Source organism: Kitasatospora sp. NPDC086801 (assembly GCF_044745805.1).
Taxonomy (GTDB): domain Bacteria; phylum Actinomycetota; class Actinomycetes; order Streptomycetales; family Streptomycetaceae; genus Kitasatospora.
In genome coordinates this window covers 20,583-36,185 of record NZ_JBIVAX010000052.1, presented here as the reverse complement: position 1 = coordinate 36,185, position 15,603 = coordinate 20,583, and the positions used below count along the sequence as shown (strand labels likewise).

Here is a 15,603-nt window from a genome sequence, read left to right as displayed (position 1 = left end):
GCTCGGTGTTTCGGTGCCCGGTGCTAACAGCTGTGCGCGGCCGAGGGGCGGCTCGCCGCGATGTACGGCTTGCCCATGTGTGCCACGACGTCGGCCGGGCAGGTCTTGATCCAGTTGGAGCCCGCGGTGTGGTTCTTGACCTTGGCGTCGCTGCAGTACTCGACGCGGTCGGCGGTCTTGAAGCACTGGTAGCCGGGGTACCCCGCCGCCGAAGCGGTGTTGACGCCGGCGAACAGGCCGGCCGCGGCCAGCAGGGCGACGGGCAGAACGGAACGCATCCTCATGGTTTTCTCCCGTTGGTTCGTCTGGGCAGTGGCCCGATGCTGGCAGCGCGGAGAGGCGGGGGCAATGCGGCATGACATGTTTAGGTCAATTCGTGTTCGAGTGAACTCCCTCACCCTTCCCGGCCGTTGACGGGTCGCCGGATGGCGTCAGGCCGTGAGTAGGCGGGAGCGGAGGGCGGCTATCCGGGCGGGGGAGAGGCCGAGGGCGCCGGTGGCGTAGTCCTCGACCGAGCCGTGGCGGGCGGCGAGGTCGGCGAGGGCGAGGCGGATGACCGTCTCGGGCGCGCGTCCGTAGCCGGGCCAGCGGAGGGTGCGGCCGGGGTGGGCGGCGTGCCATTCGGCGACGAGGCGCGGGGTGGCCAGCTCGGTGAGGGCGAAGTCGGCGGCGATGTCGTCCTCGGATACCCCGAGCAGGGTGAGGACGAGGGCGGCGATGAGCCCGGTGCGGTCCTTGCCGGAGGCGCAGTGGAAGGCCAGCGGCTCCTCGGCGGCGGCGATCACCTCCAGGGCCGCGCGGATCTCCTCCACCCCGTCCTCGGCGACCTCGGCGAAGCGGTCGGCGAGGTACCGCCAGGGGTCGACGTCCGGGTCGATCTCGGCCTGGTCGTACGGGCGGTGCTCGATCGAGAGGTTGTGGTAGACCAGCCCGTCGTAGTCGGGCACCCGGCCCTTGGCGGCGATCTCCCAGGGGTAGCGGAGGTCGATCACGGTGCGTACGCCGAGGGCCTGGAGCCGGTCGAGGTCGGCGGGTGCGGTGAGCTTGCCGAGCGAGTCGGAGCGGTAGAGCAGGCCCCGGCGGACGGACCGCCCGTCGGCGGCGGGGTGGCCGCCCAGGTCGCGGAAGTTGTGCAGCCGTTCGAAGGCGATGTGACGCATTGTCATGCGCGGCACTCTAGCCAGCGGTGCCGCTGTGCCCGGTGGGGCCTCCGTGGTCAGCCCGGGCCCTCGTGCCCGGCGGCGAGGAGTTCGAAGGCGCGGTCGGCGTTGGTGGCGGCCTCGAAGTGGAGTTCGTCGGCGGTCTGGCCGTCGTCCCGGATCCGGTGCCAGTTGTGTTCGGCGAGGACCCGCTGGGTGGCGGTGACCTGGGCGGCGAGGAGGGGGGCGGTGAGGCACCGGGGCGGGGCCAGGTCGGGGGCCTCGCGCAGGGCCAGGGCGAGGGACTGCTCGGCGCGGGCGAGGTATTCGGCGCCCCGGGCCCTCAGGCTCGGCGTGGAGTACACCAGATCGCTGAACGCCAGGACCCGGGGGTCGTCGTTGAGCCCGGTGATGGGGTCGCGCCGGGCGAGCCCGTCCAGGAAGTCCCGGTGCAGGGCGGCGAGCACCGGTTCGCCGGCCGCCCGGCCGCGGACCACGCCGGCGGCCTGCTCCTGGTGGTCGGCGAAGCGGTGGACGACCAGGTCCTCCTTGGTGGGGAAGTAGCTGAACAGCGTCGGCTTCGACACCTCGGCGGCGGCCGCGACGTCCGCCACCGAGACCGGGTCGAAGCCGTGCTCCAGGAAGAGCGCGATCGCGGCTTCGGAGATCGCCCGCCGCGTCCGCTCCTTCTTCCGTTCCCGTAGTCCGCTCATGGCGTCAGGCTAGCAGCAGGTATTGACCCGGGCAGATTTCTGACCCGGTATGACATTTTCTCCCGGTGAGGTGTCGCCTGCTGCCCGTCATCTGCTGCTCGGGAGCTCAGGAGCTCAGGAGCTCAGCGAGTCCAGGATGCGGCGGATCGACTCCACCACCGGGGCGCCAGCGGCGGCGAGGGCGGCGACGCCGGAGATGTTGCGCAGGGCGCGGCGCAGGGTGGCGGGCGGGGTGGCCTGCCCGCCGCCGAGGTCCGCCAGCGACTCGTCCAGCACCTCGCGGTCCTCGGCCGGCACCTGCTCGCGCAACTGGCGTACGGCGGCGATGAGTTCGCGCATCGCGGCCTGGGGGTCGGCCGGGCCCTGGTGCTTGATGATGCCGATGTTGTGGTCGCCGTGCTGGGTGACCGAGTCCCCGAAGTGGATGCCGCCGCTCACAGGCTGACCTTCTTTCCGGTGTTGTGGTCGCCGTACTGGTTGATCTGGTCGCCGATGTGGACGTTCTCCACCTGGAGCGCGAATTCGGCCAGCGGGTTGTCGATGGCTTCCATGATCAGCTGGATCAGGTTGCCGACCTGCTGGGCGTCGTGGCTGACCACCGCCGTGTTCGAGGAGCTGGAGGTCTCGATGATCAGCTGGTAGACCGTGCGCATCCGCAGCCGCGTGACCAGCCGGTAGAGGCTGGCCACGAAGAGTACGAGCGCCGCCACGCCGATCACGTTCTTGGTCGTGTCCTGGTGCGCGCCGTTCCCGAGCAGCGAGCCGAGGACGGCGGTGGCCACCAGCAGGCCGATCACCTGCCGGACGAACCGGATGACCACCCGCACGCGCTTGGGCGGCAGCAGTTGGAACTGCCGGGCCCGGGCGATGTTGTGGAGCGGGTACGCGTCGCCCCCCACCCACAGCACCCGTCGGCTGACTCTGACGTCGATCACACTGCTTCTGCGTGCCAAGTCGTCCCCCTACCCGTAGTGGCGGGGAGAACCATAGCAACGGCCGCCGACGGCGGCGGCGGGAGTGCCGCCCCGCTGGTCAGGCGGCGGTGCCCGGTCAGCAGCAGGGCCCGGTCAGGTGCTGCGGTCGGCGAGCACCTCGCGGACGACGTGGCGGGCGTTGGCGGTGAGGCCCGGATTGGTGTGGCGGTAGTAGGGGATCGTCACCAGCGCGATGGAGAAGGCCCAGGCGCGGCCGCGGGCCCACATGGCGTCATCGGCGCCGAGGGCGGCGCGGAAGGCGGGGCGGGTGGAGGCGGGCAGCAGGTTCCAGGCGACGATCAGGTCGGCGGTGGGGTCGCCGACGCCCATCAGGCCGAAGTCGAGGACGGCGCCGAGTCGGCCGGACCGGTCGAGCAGGAGGTTCCCGGGGGTGAGGTCGCCGTGCATCCAGGCGGGCGGGCCGGCGTACTCGGGGAGGCGAAGGGCCTTGTCCCACAGGGCGGTTGCGGCCCCGGTGTCGAGCGCTCCGGCGAGCTGGGCGATGGCCGCGCGGGTGGCGCCGTCGCGGGAGGCGAGCGGGACGCTGCGGTGCGCGGCCGGGCCGCCGGCCGGGTCGACGGCGCGCAGGGCGTTGACGAAGGCGGCCAGGTCGCGGGCGAGGGCGCCGGGGGCGGCGAGGGCGCCGGCGACCGGGTTGGCGCCGTCGAACCAGCGCAGCACCGACCACTCCCAGGGGTAGCCGGCGGCGGGCCGGCCGACCGCGACCGGGGTGGGTATCGGCCGGGGCAGCCGGGGGGCCAGTGCGGGCAGCCACTGCTTCTCGCGGCGGACGTCCCCCGCCGCCCATTCCACCCGGGGGAGCCGGACGGCGAGTTCGGGCCCGAGGCGGAACATCGCGTTGTCCGTCCCGGTGGAGGCGACCGGTGTGACCGGGAGGCCGACCCAGTCCGGGAACTGGGCGGAGATCAACCGCCGCACCAGGGCCGCGTCGATGACCAGTTCGTCGGGGTGCATCCGGGTGGCAGCGCACATGCCCGGCAGCGTACAGCGCGGATCGGCGCCCTTCAGCGGATTCCCGGAATGCGTACGGCCGGCCTCAGCCCAGCGTGACCCGCACGCCGATCGTCCCGCCCTTGCCGAAGCGCAGCACGTTCGCGGTCAGCGCGATCGCGCACAGCAGCCCGTACTTGCGGCGCAGCAGCTTCCGGTAGGCGGGCGCGCGCTCGGGGTCGAGGACGGCGGTGGCCGGGACCTGCTCGCCGAGCAGGGTGCCGCGGATGTCGCTCGGCCCGACCAGCACGTCGGAGCGGTTGCGCAGCCGCTTGACCTTGCCGGTGCGGGTGACGGTGGTGAAGACCAGTGCGTCGCCGTCGCGCGCGACCCAGACCGGGGTCGGCACGGGGGTGCCGTTCCTGCGGTGGGTGGTGAACAACAGGTACTTGGCGGCGGCGAGTTCGCCGAGCCGGGCGGCGGCGTCCGGAGAAGGGCCGGCGTCCCGGGTGCGGGAGGCGTCCAGTTCGGGGGAGGTGTCCATGCGCGTCAGCGTAGGAAGGGGTAACGGGGCACCGCTTGAGTCCGGTTGGGGCCGCGGGCGGGGGCCGCCACGCCCGGCCGCCCCGGGCGCGGCCGGGAGCTGCCCCCGGCACCTGCCAGAATGCAGGGCGTACGGCGAAAGCACTGAAGGAGAAGGTGACCGGCTTCGTGACCACGCCAGTCGAACAGGTGGCCCGGCAGGCCCAGCAGGCGATCGAGCGCAAGATCGCCGAGGAGCTGGGCGTCCGCGAGGGGCAGGTGAAGTCCGCGGTCGAGCTGCTCGACGGCGGCGCGACGGTGCCCTTCGTGGCCCGTTACCGCAAGGAGGTCACCGGCTCCCTGGACGACGCCCAGCTGCGCACCCTGGAGGAGCGGCTGCGCTACCTGCGCGAGTTGGAGGAGCGCCGGGCGGCCGTCCTGGAGTCGATCGAGGCCCAGGGCAAGCTGGACGACGCGCTGCGCGCACAGGTGCTGGCCGCCGATTCCAAGGCCCGGCTGGAGGACATCTACCTGCCGTTCAAGCCGAAGCGGCGCACCAAGGCGCAGATCGCCCGCGAGGCCGGCCTGGCGCCGCTCGCCGAGACGCTGCTGGCCGACCCCTCCCAGGACCCGGCGGCTCTGGCCGCCGGGTTCCTGAACGAGTCCGTCGCCGAGCCGGCCGCCGCGCTGGAGGGCGCCCGGGCGATCCTGGTGGAGCGCTTCGGCGAGGACGCCGACCTGGTCGGTTCGCTGCGCGAGCGGATGTGGACCAGGGGCCGGCTGGTGGCCACCGTGCGCGACGGCAAGGAACAGGACGGCGCCAAGTTCGCCGACTACTTCGACTTCGCCGAGCCCTACACCAAGCTCCCCTCGCACCGCATCCTGGCGATGCTGCGCGGCGAGAAGGAGGAGGTGCTGGACCTCGACCTCTCGCCGTACGACGGCGAGGAGGGCGATCTGCCCGGCGAGAACGACTACGAGCGGCGGATCGCCGCCCGCTTCGGCATCGCCGACCACGGCCGCCCGGCCGACAAGTGGCTCGGTGACACCGTCCGTTGGGCCTGGCGCACCCGGGTCCTGGTCCGGCTCGGCATCGACCTGCGGTCGCGGCTGCGGGCCGAGGCCGAGGACGAGGCGGTGCGGGTGTTCGCCGCCAACCTGCGCGACCTGCTGCTGGCCGCGCCGGCCGGCACCCGAGCCACCATGGGCCTGGACCCGGGCTTCCGGACCGGGGTGAAGGTCGCGGTGGTGGACGCCACCGGCAAGGTCCTCGCGTACGACACGATCTACCCGCACCAGCCCGCCAACAAGTGGGACGCCGCGCTCGCCTCGCTGGCCGCGCTGGCGAAGAAGCACGACGTCGACCTGGTGGCGATCGGCAACGGCACCGCCTCCCGGGAGACGGACAAGCTCGCCGAGGACCTGCTCAAGCGCCACCCCGAGCTGAAGCTCACCAAGGCGATGGTCAGCGAGGCGGGCGCCTCGGTCTACTCGGCCTCCGCCTTCGCCTCGCAGGAGCTGCCGGAGCTGGACGTGTCGATCCGCGGCGCGGTCTCGATCGCCCGCCGCCTCCAGGACCCGCTGGCCGAACTGGTCAAGATCGACCCGAAGTCGATCGGGGTCGGCCAGTACCAGCACGACCTGAGCGAGGTGAAGCTCTCCCGCTCGCTGGACGCGGTGGTCGAGGACTGCGTCAACGCCGTCGGCGTGGACGTCAACACCGCCTCGGCGCCGCTGCTGACCCGGGTCTCCGGCATCACCGGCACGCTCGCCGACAACATCGTGGCCCACCGCGACGCCAACGGCCCGTTCCGCACCCGCCGGCAGCTCAAGGACGTCTCCCGGCTGGGCCCGAAGGCCTTCGAGCAGTGCGCGGGCTTCCTGCGCATCCCCGACGGCGACGACCCGCTGGACGCCTCCAGCGTGCACCCCGAGGCGTACCCGGTGGTGCGCCGGATCCTGGCGTCCACCGGCGGGGAGCTGCGCGGGCTGATCGGCAACGGCGAACGGCTGCGCGCCCTGCGCCCGGCCGACTTCGCCGATGACGTCTTCGGCGTCCCGACCGTCACCGACATCCTCGGCGAGCTGGACAAGCCGGGCCGCGACCCGCGCCCGGCGTTCCGCACCGCGACCTTCAAGGAGGGCGTCGACAAGATCGGCGACCTGGAGGTCGGGATGGTGCTGGAGGGCGTGGTCACCAATGTGGCCGCGTTCGGCGCCTTCGTCGACGTGGGCGTCCACCAGGACGGGCTGGTGCACGTCTCGGCGCTGTCGAGGAACTTCGTCAAGGACCCGCGCGAGGTGGTCAAGCCGGGCGACATCGTGAAGGTCCGGGTCGTCTCGGTGGACGTGCCGCGCAAGCGCATCGGGCTGACCCTGCGGCTGGACGACGAGGTCGGCCGCGACCGGGGCGGCGACCGGGGTGACCGGGGCGAGCGCGGTGGCGACCGCGGCCGGGGCGGCGAGCGCGGCGGCGAGCGGCAGGCGCGCCCGCCGCGCCAGGAGCGCCGGGGCGGCGGCCAGGACCGGCGCGGCCAGGGTTCCGGTTCCGGCGGCTCCGGCGGTTCCGGCGGCGGCGCGTCGCTGGCGAACAGCGCGATGGCGGACGCGCTGCGCCGGGCCGGCCTGACCGGCGGCGACGGCGGTTCGGGGGACCGGCGCTCCGGACGGCGCTGAGCGGCTGACCGCGGCGGCCGGGGCCGGTGGACGCGCAGACGTCCACCGGCCCCGGCCGCCGTGCGGGCCGGTTCAGGTCAGGAGCTTGTCCTTGGCCTTCTGGTACTCCTCCTCGGAGATGGCGCCCTTCTCCTTCAGGTCCGCCAGCTTGGCCAGGCCGTCGACGTGGCCGCCGCCGCCACCCTCGGGTGAGGCCGTTCCGGCCGCGTCCCGGATGTAGGCCTTGAACGCGGCCTCGCTCTGCTGGACCTGGGCGGCGTCCCGCTGGCTCATCGACGTCCCGCGCGCGATCACGTAGGCCAGCACGCCGATCAGCGGCAGCAGGATCACCAGGAGCAGCCAGCCGGCCTTGGCCCAGCCGCCCAGGTCGTGGCTGCGGAAGATGTCCGTGATGATCTTGAACAGCAGGAAGAACCAGAGGATCCAGAGGAACAGCTCCAGCATCGTCCAGAAGATGTTGAGCACCGGGTAGTCCACGGCCAGCATGTTGGTGTCCATGGCCGAGTCATATCACCGCAAAACGGACATTGCTCTCTGCTGTTCGGCCGTTCCAGTGGTTCTCCGGCCCGGCGGGAATATCCTGGCGGGACCATACCGAAGGGGGAGGAGGGGTCAGGCCCGTCCGGCCCGTCGCCGCAGCTCCACGGCCAGCCCGATCAGCTCGCCCCACCAGGCGTCGTGCCCGGCCAGCAGCAGCCGCTGCGCCTCGTCCGCCGGTACCGCCCGTACCTCGACCACCTGCTCGCCGTCCGCCGGGTTGGTCGGCGTCGAGTCCACCGCGACCTCCGCCCAGCCCCACAGCCAGGCCTTCTCCGGGTGCGGCTGCCACGGCCGGTACGGCGTCGGGTCCTCGGTGCGGCAGCGGTGCGCGCCGAGCCAGTCCGGCTCGCCGAGCAGCCGGGCGCCCGCCTCCTCGCGCAGCTCGCGCGCCAGGCAGGTGGCGATGCTCTCGTCCTGCTCCCGGGTGCCGCCGGGCAGGAACCAGTGGTCCCGGTCGTCCCGGCAGAGGACCACCTTGTCGTCCGCGAAGCCCACCAGATGGATGTTGGTCACCAGCTCGTCCGGCGGCAGGACGGTGGAGAACAGCGCGTCGTACCGGCCCCAGGTCCAGTACTGCGGGGCGTGCAACGCGGGGAAGAGGGCGGCGAGTTCGGCGGATCTGTCGTCGGTGTCCGCCTGGTGCGTGGTGTCGGTCATTCGGTGATCGTAGTGCCGGCCGGGAAACGCCGGGGGGCGCTCGGATGGACGAGCGTGATGTCCGAGGTGGAGATGGCCCGGGGCCGGCGGCGGGCGGCCTCGACCGGCTCGCCGACCCAACTCCCCAGCGAGATCTCGGCGGTGATGCCCGGTCCGAAACCGGCGATCAGGCCGGTGGTGCCGTCGGCCACGCCGCCGTCGGCGAACAGCCGGGCGAGCGCGTCGAAGACGACGGCGCTGGCGATGTTGCCGCGCTCGGTGAGCGTCGCGCGGCTGTACCGGAAGGTGGCCGGCTCCAGGTTGAGGAAGTGGCAGAGGTCGTCGAGGATGCGCGGGCCGCCGGCGTGCACGATGTAGAAGCCCAACCCGGAGACGTCCCAGCCGTGTTCGACGGCCAGGCCGCGCAGCGCCGGGGCGAGCATCTCCATGGTGCCGGGCACCCGCTTGTCCAACTGGAAGTGGAAGCCGGTGTCCTTGACCCCGTAGGAGATCCAGTTCTCGGTGCCCGGGACGAGGTGCGAGCCGTTGCGCTCGACGTGCACGCCGGTGCCGCCGTGTCCGCGCATCACCACGGCGGCGACGGCGTCCCCGAACAGGCCGTTGGAGAGCAGCGAGCCGACGCCGAGGTCGGTCGGCTGGTAGCAGAGCGAGCAGAACTCGCAGGACACGATCAGCACGTTGGCGCCCGGGTAGGCGCGGCAGAAGTCGTGCGCGCGGTTGACGGCGGCGCCGCCGGCCGCGCAGCCGAGCTGGGCGATCGGCATCTGGCGGGTGTCGGAGCGGAAGCCCAGGGCGTTGATCAGCCAGGCGGTCAGCGAGGGCATCATGAAGCCGGTGCAGGACACGTAGATGATCAGGTCGATGTCTCGGGCGCCCAACTCGGCGTGCTTCAGGGCCCGTTCGACCACCTCGGGGACGCGGAGCTTGGCCTCCCGCTCGTAGACCGCGTTGCGGGCGGTGAAGCCCGGGTGGGTGAGGGTCTGCTCGATCGGCTGGACCAGGTGCCTGGTCCGCACCCCGGTGTTCTCGATCAGCCGCAGGACGAGGCCGAGTTGCGGGTGGCCGGCGTGCAGGCCGCGGGCCAGGTCGAGGGTCTGGTCGAGGGTGATGACGTTCTCGGGTACGGCGATGGCAGGGCGGCAGAGTGTTGCCATGGTGTGGGTCTCCCCCTGGGTGGCCTGGGCAGGCGGGCCGGTGGGCGGCCTGCGTGGGCGGCCTACGGATGCGTCGGTCGGGTGCCGCGCGGTGCTCCGTGGCGGAGCCGGCGGCGGCGTGGGGAGGAGGTCACCAGGCGAGCGGCAGGGTGCGCGGGTAGCGCCAGATCGAGCCGGTCCGCCAGTCGAGTTCGGACGGCGGGACGGCGAGCCGCAGGCCGGGGAAGCGCCGCAGCAGGGTGCCGATGGCGACCTGGAGCTCCATCCGGGCCAGGTGGGCGCCGAGGCAGTGGTGCTGGCCGTGGCCGAAGGCCATGTGGGTGGGGGCGCCGCGGTCGAGGTCGAGTTCGTCGGGGCGCTCGTACATCGCCGGGTCGCGGTTGGCGGCGAGGTAGGAGACGTGGACGGGCTCGCCGGCCCGGATCAGCACGCCGCCCAGCTCGACGTCCTCGGTGGCGACCCGGGCGATGCCGACGCCCTGGCGGAACGGGATGAAGCGCAGCAGCTCCTCCAGCCCGCGCGGCAGCAGGTCCGGCTGGGCGCGCAGCTTGGCGAGCTGCTCGGGGTGGGTGAGCAGGGTGTAGGTGATGTTGCTGAGCTGGTAGGTGCTGGTGTCGTGGCCGGTGACCAGCAGGACCATCGCCATGACGGCCAACTCCTGGTCGTCCAGCAGCTCGTCACCGTCGCGGGCGGTGGCGAGGGCGCTGATCAGGTCCTCGCCGGGGTGGGCGCGGCGGGCGGCGGTCAGCTCGGTGAAGTAGCCGCGCAGCGCGGCCTTGGCGGCTTCCTGGCCGGCCCGGCTGCCCGGGCCCATCGTCATCATGGCGACGGCGTGGCCGCGCAGTTCGGCGCGGTCCTGCTCGGGGATGTCCAGCAGCTCGCAGATGGTGGTGAGCGGGAGCCGGCTGGAGAGGAAGTGCACCAGGTCGGCGGGGGAGCCGTGTTCGGCCATCTCGTCGAGGTAGCCGTCGACGATCCGCTGGGTGGCCGGGCGCATCCGCTCGACCTGGCGGTTGGTGAAGCCCTGGGCGACGAGGCGGCGCAGCCGGTTGTGGGCCGGCGGGTCCATCAGGTTGATCGCCTCGGCCTGGGCGATCGGGGCGGGCGTCATCCTGGGCAGGTCGCGCCCGATGCCGGCGGCGCGGCTGAACCGCCGGTCGGTGGTGACGATCCGGACGTCCTCGTGGCGGGTGGCCAGCCAGGCCTCGCCCTCGCCGTGCGGCAGCCGGATCCTGGCGATCGGGGCCTCGGTGAGCAGTCGCTTGAGGAGCGGGTCGAACTCCAGGCCTTCGGTGTGGTTGAAGGGGCAGTCCCACACGGGGGCGGAGGTAGTCACGGGCCTGTCCAAATGTCGTGATAATGCCGCCCGAACGGTTATTTCTCGTTCGGGCTCGGACATGGAGATGTTCCCCCATGAACTGGCAAAAGTGTGAATCGGACCGGGAGTTAGCTCTAACGAGTTAGCCGGATGATTGTCATGCAAATCAAGGGAGTTGACTGACTGTCAGTTCTCCCGGTCACCCCCTGGCAGGACCAGCCCGGTCTCGTACGCGAGGACGACCGCCTGGGCCCGGTCGCGCAGGTCGAGCTTGGCGAAGATCCGGGCGACGTGCGTCTTCACCGTCGACTCGCTGAGCGTCAGTTCGACGGCCAGCTCGGCGTTGGACAGCCCGCGTCCGAGCAGCGCCAGCACCTCCGCCTCGCGCGGGGTGAGCGGGGCGAGGTTGCGGTGCAGCGGCGGGCCGTCGGCGCCGGGGGCGGGGCGCGGGGCGCCGGCGGCGAAGCGTTCGACCAGGCGCCGGGTGATCGAGGGGGCGAGCAGGGCGTCCCCGGTGTCGACCAGGCGCACGGCGGCGGCGAGGTGGGCGGAGGTGACGTCCTTGAGCAGGAAGCCGCTGGCCCCGGCGGCGAGGGCGGCGTAGACGTAGTGGTCGAGGTCGAAGGTGGTCAGCATGATCACCCGGCAGCCGGGCGCCCGGGCGAGGATCCGGCGGGCGGCCTCCAGGCCGTCCATGCCGGGCATCCGGATGTCCAGCAGCGCGACGTCGGGCCGGTGCGCGACGGCGGCCGCCACCGCCTCGGCGCCGTCGGCGGCCTCGGCGACCACGTCGATGCCGCGCGCGGTGAGGATCATCCGGAAGCCGGTGCGGACCAGCTCCTGGTCGTCGGCGATCACCACCCGCGGGCGGCGCTCCGGCTCCGGCCCGGGCTCCACCACGGCCCCGGTCACGGCCGGTCCAGCGGGATGCGGGCGCGGACCCGGTAGCCGCCGCCGAGCCGGCGCCGGGCGTCGAGGTCGCCGCCGTACACGGCGACGCGCTCGCGCAGGCCGAGCAGCCCGCGCCCGGCCCCGTCGGCCGGCCGTACGGGCTCGGCGGGCCCCGCCGGGGCGCTCGCCAGCACGCTCGGCCCGCTGTTGAGCACCTCCACCCGCAGGTAGTGGTCCGCGTAGCGCACCGTCACCTCGGCCGTCACCCCGTCCCCGTGTTTGAGCGCGTTGGTCAGCGCCTCCTGGATGATCCGGTACGCCGTCACGTCGACGCCGCCGGGCAGCGGTCTCGGCTCGCCCGAGATCCGCACCTCCACCGGCAGCCCGGCGAAGGCGAACCGGTCGATCAGCGGGCCGAGCCGGCTCAGGCTGGGCTGCGGCGCGAACCCGCCCGCCGCCTCCTCGTCGGTGCCGTCCGGGGCCGGGGCGAGCAGCCCGAGCAGGTGCCGCAGCTCGGTCATCGCGTCGCGCCCGGCGGCCTCGACGGCGCCCATCGCCGCCGCCGCCTCCTCGGGCATGGTGGCGAGCACCTCGCGCGCGGCCCCGGCCTGGACCACCATCAGGCTCACGTTGTGACTGACGATGTCGTGCAACTCGGCGGCGATGCGCGACCGTTCGGCGTCCACGGCGGTACGGGCGGCGCTCTCCCGCTCCCGTTCCAGCAGCCAGCCGCGCTCGCCGATGGCCGCCCGGTGCAGCCGCCGCGCCCGGGCGAGCGCGACGCCCAGCCAGCCGGCCCCCGCGACCGCCGTACCCGCCACCGCCGCGCTCGCCACCGCTACGGCGGCCCAGTTCGTCCCCGTTCCCCACACACCGCCAGTTTCCCAGCTCACGGCATGATCGACATCATCCGGGGGTGCCGCCCGCGTACATCCCGGGTACTACGGCCGCCCCGGTTACACCCCGGGTGGGACGCCGGGCCCGGGCGGTCGCGCCTACCGTCGTCCACCATGAGCAACGACCACGACGGGACCACCCCGCCGGACGACGCACAGGCCGTCGTCGAGCTGTCCGGGGTCCACAAGGAGTTCGGCGACGCCAAGGCGCTGGACGGCGTCGACCTGCGGATCCGGGCGGGCGAGGCGGTCGCCGTGATGGGCCCCTCCGGGTGCGGCAAGTCCACCCTGCTGAACATGGTCGCCGGGCTGGACCGGCCGACCTCCGGCACCGTCCGGGTGCACGGCCAGGACCTCGGGCGGCTGAACGAGACCGGGCTGGCCCTGTTCCGCCGCCGCCACATCGGCATGATCTTCCAGTTCTTCAACCTGATCGACGACCTGCCCGCCCTCGACAACGTCGCCCTGGCCGCCCAGTTGACCGGCACCACGGCCCGCCAGGCGCGCCGCCGCGCCCTGGAACTGCTGGACGAACTCGGCGTCGCACACCGCAAGGACACCTACCCGGCCGCGCTCAGCGGCGGCGAGCGCCAGCGGGTCGCGGTGGCCCGGGCCCTGATGAACCGCCCGGCGCTGCTGCTCGCGGACGAGCCGACCGGCGCGCTGGACAGCCGTTCCGGAGAGCAGGTGATGGACCTGCTGATCGACCTCAACCAGATCGGCCAGACCCTGCTGATCGTCACCCACGACCCCAACCTGGCCACCCGCTGCGCCAGCCGCCTGGTCGAGGTCGCGGACGGCAAGGTGGCGCGCGAGCGGACCCTGGAGCCGCAGTCGTGAACGGCGGAGCCGTGTGGCGGGCCTCCCGGGCGGCCGTGAAGCGCCGCCGGGTGCAGACCTTCGTGATCGGCCTGGTGGTGTTCTGCTCCACCGCGACGGTGCTGCTCGCCCTCGCGGTGATCAGCGCCGCCCGGGCCCCCTTCGACGACGCCTTCGCCGCCGAGCGCGGCGCCCACGTCGTCGCGGCCTTCGACCCGGCCAAGGCCTCGGCGGAGCAACTGGCGGCCACCGCCCACCGGCCGGGCGTCGAGGCGGCCGCCGGGCCCTTCGACCAGGCCGTGGTGGAGATCCCCACCGACTGGGTCGGCCGCCCGCCGGGCCCGCTGACCCTGGTCGGCCGGGCCGATCCGGCCGGGCCGGTGGACCGGGTGGAGATGCTGGGCGGCCGCTGGGCCACGGCGCCCGGCGAGGTGGTCATCCAGCAACCGGGCGGGGGCGCCGCGACGCAGTTCCTCGGCAAGCCGCTCACCACCGGCACCGGGCTGAAACTCACCATCGTCGGCTTCGCGAGCACCATGAGCCAGTCCGCCGGCGGCTGGGTCACCCCCGAGCAGGCGGCCGCCCTGCACCCCACCGGCCGTCAGATGCTCTACCGCTTCGCCGACGCGGGCACCGAGCAGCAGGTGACCGCCTCCCTCGGAGCGGCCACCGAGGGCCTGCCCGAGGGCGCGCTCGCCAGCGCCCAGTCGTACCTGGTGCTCAAGCAGGCCTTCTCCGCGGGCGCCGACGCCTACCTGCCGCTGATGACGGTCTTCGGCGTGCTCGGCCTGGCGGTCGCCGCGCTGATCGTCGGCAACGTGGTGAGCGGCGCGGTGGTCTCCGGCTACCGGCACATCGGCGTACTGAAGTCGATCGGCTTCACCCCGCGCCAGGTGGTCACGGTCTACCTGACCATGGTCTCGGTGCCCGCGATCGCGGGCACGGTCCTCGGGACGGCGGCCGGCTGGGCGGCAGCGTTCCCGATCCTCAAGATCGCCTTCTCCGGAATCTCGACCGGCACCGCCGTGATCGAGCCGGCCGGCTGGCTGCCCGCGGCCACCCTGATCGGTGTCCCGCTGCTGGTCGCCCTCGTCGCACTCGTCCCGGCCTCGCGCGCCCACCGGCTCTCCGCCGCCCAGGCGATCTCGGCCGGCAGCGCGCCGCGCACCGGGCGCGGGCTGAAGGTCCAGCGCTGGCTGAGCGGCACCCGGCTGCCGCGCGCCGTCAGCCTCGGCCTCGGCCAGCCCTTCGCCCGCCCCGGCCGGACGGCGCTGACCATGGCGGCGATCGTGCTCGGCGTGGTCACCGTGACGGTGACCACCGGCCTGAGCAGCACCCTGGGCAGGAGCATGGCCGTGAGCGACGGCAAGACCCACGTCAACGTGCAGACCAGCCACTTCGGGGGCAACGCGACCGAGCCGAGGCTGACCCCGGCCCAGGCCGAGGCGATGCTGCGGGCCACGCCCGGAGCCGCGCAGGTCGTCACCCGGGGGCTGGTCCGGGTGGGCGTGGTCGGCCACACCCAGCCCGTCTTCATGGACTTCTACGGGGGCGACGACATCGCCGCCACCAAGTGGCTGCGGGTGGTCAAGGGCCGCCCGGCGACGGGGCCGAACGAGGTCCAGGCCGGGCCGGCCTTCCTCGACCAGCGCGGGCTCAAGCTCGGCGACCGGATCACCCTGACGCTGGAGGGCCGACAGCTGGCCGTCACCATCGTCGGCGAGGAGATCCAGGGCAACGCGAACGCGATCACCTCCAACGACGCCACCCGGGCCGCGCTCACCCCCGACCCGCACACGGTCGAGTACGACGTGCGGCTCGCCGACGGCGCCGACACCGCGGCCTACCGGAAGGCGGTCACGGACGCGGACCCGAGCCTGACGCCCTCGGTGGTCGTCGCGAGTTCGGCCGGGCCCGTCGTCGCGATCAAGACCTTCAGCACGATCTTCACCGTCCTGCTGTCGGTGGTCGCCTCGCTCGGCGTCTTCAACACCCTGCTGCTCACCATCCGCGAGCGCCGCCGGGACCTCGGCATGCTGAAGTCGATCGGCATGACGCCCCGCCAGGTCGTCGCGATGACGGTCACCTCGGTGGCCTGGCAGGGCGCGCTCAGCGGCGTCATCGGCATCCCGGTCGGGATCCTGGCGCACCGGCTGATCGCCGAGAACGTCCGGATCCTGGCCTTCCCGGAGGACATGATCGACGTCTGGGGCGCCCCACTGCTCACCGGGCTCGCCCTCGCGGGCGTCGCGATCGCCGTCCTCGGCGCCCTCGTCCCGGCCCGCTCGGCGGCCCGGCTGCCGATCGCCGAGGTGCTGCACAACGAGTGACCGCGGAGGGCGGACGGGCGGAC

The 15,603-nt window shown here is 73.3% G+C and carries 16 protein-coding genes; 3 read left to right on the top strand and 13 right to left on the bottom strand.

Features of this window, described 5'->3' with window-relative positions; genetic code table 11:
• Positions 1–23 precede the first annotated feature (23 nt).
• The 7 genes from ACIPLC_RS34080 to ACIPLC_RS34050 form a co-directional block, all read right to left on the bottom strand.
• Positions 24–284 (bottom strand): hypothetical protein, encoded by a 261-nt coding sequence (locus tag ACIPLC_RS34080; protein ID WP_400476915.1) that lies wholly within the window; start codon positions 282–284, stop codon positions 24–26.
• Positions 285–431: 147 nt separating this feature from the next.
• A complete protein-coding gene (locus tag ACIPLC_RS34075; RefSeq protein ID WP_400476914.1) occupies positions 432–1,166 on the bottom strand; it encodes a tyrosine-protein phosphatase in 735 nt (244 codons plus the stop codon).
• 50 nt (positions 1,167–1,216) lie between these two features.
• On the bottom strand, positions 1,217–1,852 hold the full coding sequence (locus ACIPLC_RS34070) for a TetR family transcriptional regulator (RefSeq protein ID WP_400476913.1): 636 nt from the start codon (positions 1,850–1,852) through the stop codon (positions 1,217–1,219).
• 114 nt (positions 1,853–1,966) lie between these two features.
• The gene (locus tag ACIPLC_RS34065; protein ID WP_363619038.1) at positions 1,967–2,290 is read right to left on the bottom strand and encodes a hypothetical protein; all 324 of its coding nucleotides are present in this window, start codon (positions 2,288–2,290) and stop codon (positions 1,967–1,969) included.
• Complete coding sequence (locus ACIPLC_RS34060; RefSeq protein ID WP_400476912.1) at positions 2,287–2,787, bottom strand: DUF6232 family protein; 501 nt, start codon at positions 2,785–2,787, stop codon at positions 2,287–2,289. The genes ACIPLC_RS34065 and ACIPLC_RS34060 overlap by 4 nt, the downstream gene beginning before the upstream one ends.
• 132 nt (positions 2,788–2,919) lie before the next feature.
• Positions 2,920–3,819 carry an aminoglycoside phosphotransferase family protein gene (locus ACIPLC_RS34055; RefSeq protein ID WP_400476911.1) on the bottom strand — a complete coding sequence of 300 codons (900 nt, stop codon included), beginning with the start codon at positions 3,817–3,819 and terminating at the stop codon, positions 2,920–2,922.
• A gap of 64 nt (positions 3,820–3,883) precedes the next feature.
• The gene (locus tag ACIPLC_RS34050) at positions 3,884–4,321 is read right to left on the bottom strand and encodes a PPOX class F420-dependent oxidoreductase (RefSeq protein ID WP_400476910.1); all 438 of its coding nucleotides are present in this window, start codon (positions 4,319–4,321) and stop codon (positions 3,884–3,886) included.
• A 167-nt stretch (positions 4,322–4,488) separates the two neighbouring features.
• On the opposite strand from ACIPLC_RS34050, the gene ACIPLC_RS34045 reads away from it, so the two are divergent.
• Positions 4,489–6,975 (top strand): Tex family protein, encoded by a 2,487-nt coding sequence (locus tag ACIPLC_RS34045; RefSeq protein WP_400476909.1) that lies wholly within the window; start codon positions 4,489–4,491, stop codon positions 6,973–6,975.
• Between the two features lie 72 nt (positions 6,976–7,047).
• On the opposite strand, the gene ACIPLC_RS34040 is transcribed toward ACIPLC_RS34045, so the two are convergent.
• From ACIPLC_RS34040 to ACIPLC_RS34015, 6 genes are all read right to left on the bottom strand, one after another.
• A complete protein-coding gene (locus tag ACIPLC_RS34040) occupies positions 7,048–7,473 on the bottom strand; it encodes an SHOCT domain-containing protein (protein ID WP_400476908.1) in 426 nt (141 codons plus the stop codon).
• A 114-nt stretch (positions 7,474–7,587) separates the two neighbouring features.
• On the bottom strand, positions 7,588–8,172 hold the full coding sequence (locus tag ACIPLC_RS34035; RefSeq protein ID WP_400476907.1) for an NUDIX hydrolase: 585 nt from the start codon (positions 8,170–8,172) through the stop codon (positions 7,588–7,590).
• Positions 8,169–9,326, bottom strand: coding sequence for a type III polyketide synthase (locus tag ACIPLC_RS34030; RefSeq protein WP_400476906.1), 1,158 nt, complete (start codon positions 9,324–9,326; stop codon positions 8,169–8,171). Before ACIPLC_RS34030 ends, ACIPLC_RS34035 begins: the two co-directional genes overlap by 4 nt.
• A 130-nt stretch (positions 9,327–9,456) precedes the next feature.
• Entirely contained in the window at positions 9,457–10,662 is a 1,206-nt protein-coding gene (locus ACIPLC_RS34025) for a cytochrome P450 (protein ID WP_400476905.1), read from the bottom strand.
• A gap of 168 nt (positions 10,663–10,830) precedes the next feature.
• A complete protein-coding gene (locus tag ACIPLC_RS34020; RefSeq protein ID WP_400476904.1) occupies positions 10,831–11,556 on the bottom strand; it encodes a response regulator in 726 nt (241 codons plus the stop codon).
• Complete coding sequence (locus ACIPLC_RS34015; protein WP_400476903.1) at positions 11,553–12,428, bottom strand: sensor histidine kinase; 876 nt, start codon at positions 12,426–12,428, stop codon at positions 11,553–11,555. The genes ACIPLC_RS34020 and ACIPLC_RS34015 overlap by 4 nt, the downstream gene beginning before the upstream one ends.
• Positions 12,429–12,545: 117 nt before the next feature.
• Here ACIPLC_RS34015 and ACIPLC_RS34010 point away from each other — a divergent pair, with 117 nt between their 5' ends.
• Positions 12,546–13,271, top strand: coding sequence for an ABC transporter ATP-binding protein (locus ACIPLC_RS34010; protein ID WP_400476902.1), 726 nt, complete (start codon positions 12,546–12,548; stop codon positions 13,269–13,271).
• Entirely contained in the window at positions 13,268–15,580 is a 2,313-nt protein-coding gene (locus ACIPLC_RS34005; protein WP_400476901.1) for an ABC transporter permease, read from the top strand. The genes ACIPLC_RS34010 and ACIPLC_RS34005 overlap by 4 nt, the downstream gene beginning before the upstream one ends.
• The last annotated feature ends 23 nt before the right edge of the window (positions 15,581–15,603 follow it).

Coding starts and splice junctions, on each gene's coding strand:
- ACIPLC_RS34030 (WP_400476906.1), bottom strand. CDS start 9,326: ATGGCAACACTCTGCCGCCCTGCCATCGCCGTACCCGAGAACGTCATC.
- ACIPLC_RS34055 (WP_400476911.1), bottom strand. CDS start 3,819: ATGTGCGCTGCCACCCGGATGCACCCCGACGAACTGGTCATCGACGCG.
- ACIPLC_RS34080 (WP_400476915.1), bottom strand. CDS start 284: ATGAGGATGCGTTCCGTTCTGCCCGTCGCCCTGCTGGCCGCGGCCGGC.
- ACIPLC_RS34050 (WP_400476910.1), bottom strand. CDS start 4,321: ATGGACACCTCCCCCGAACTGGACGCCTCCCGCACCCGGGACGCCGGC.
- ACIPLC_RS34010 (WP_400476902.1), top strand. CDS start 12,546: ATGAGCAACGACCACGACGGGACCACCCCGCCGGACGACGCACAGGCC.
- ACIPLC_RS34040 (WP_400476908.1), bottom strand. CDS start 7,473: ATGGACACCAACATGCTGGCCGTGGACTACCCGGTGCTCAACATCTTC.
- ACIPLC_RS34075 (WP_400476914.1), bottom strand. CDS start 1,166: ATGACAATGCGTCACATCGCCTTCGAACGGCTGCACAACTTCCGCGAC.
- ACIPLC_RS34035 (WP_400476907.1), bottom strand. CDS start 8,172: ATGACCGACACCACGCACCAGGCGGACACCGACGACAGATCCGCCGAA.
- ACIPLC_RS34070 (WP_400476913.1), bottom strand. CDS start 1,852: ATGAGCGGACTACGGGAACGGAAGAAGGAGCGGACGCGGCGGGCGATC.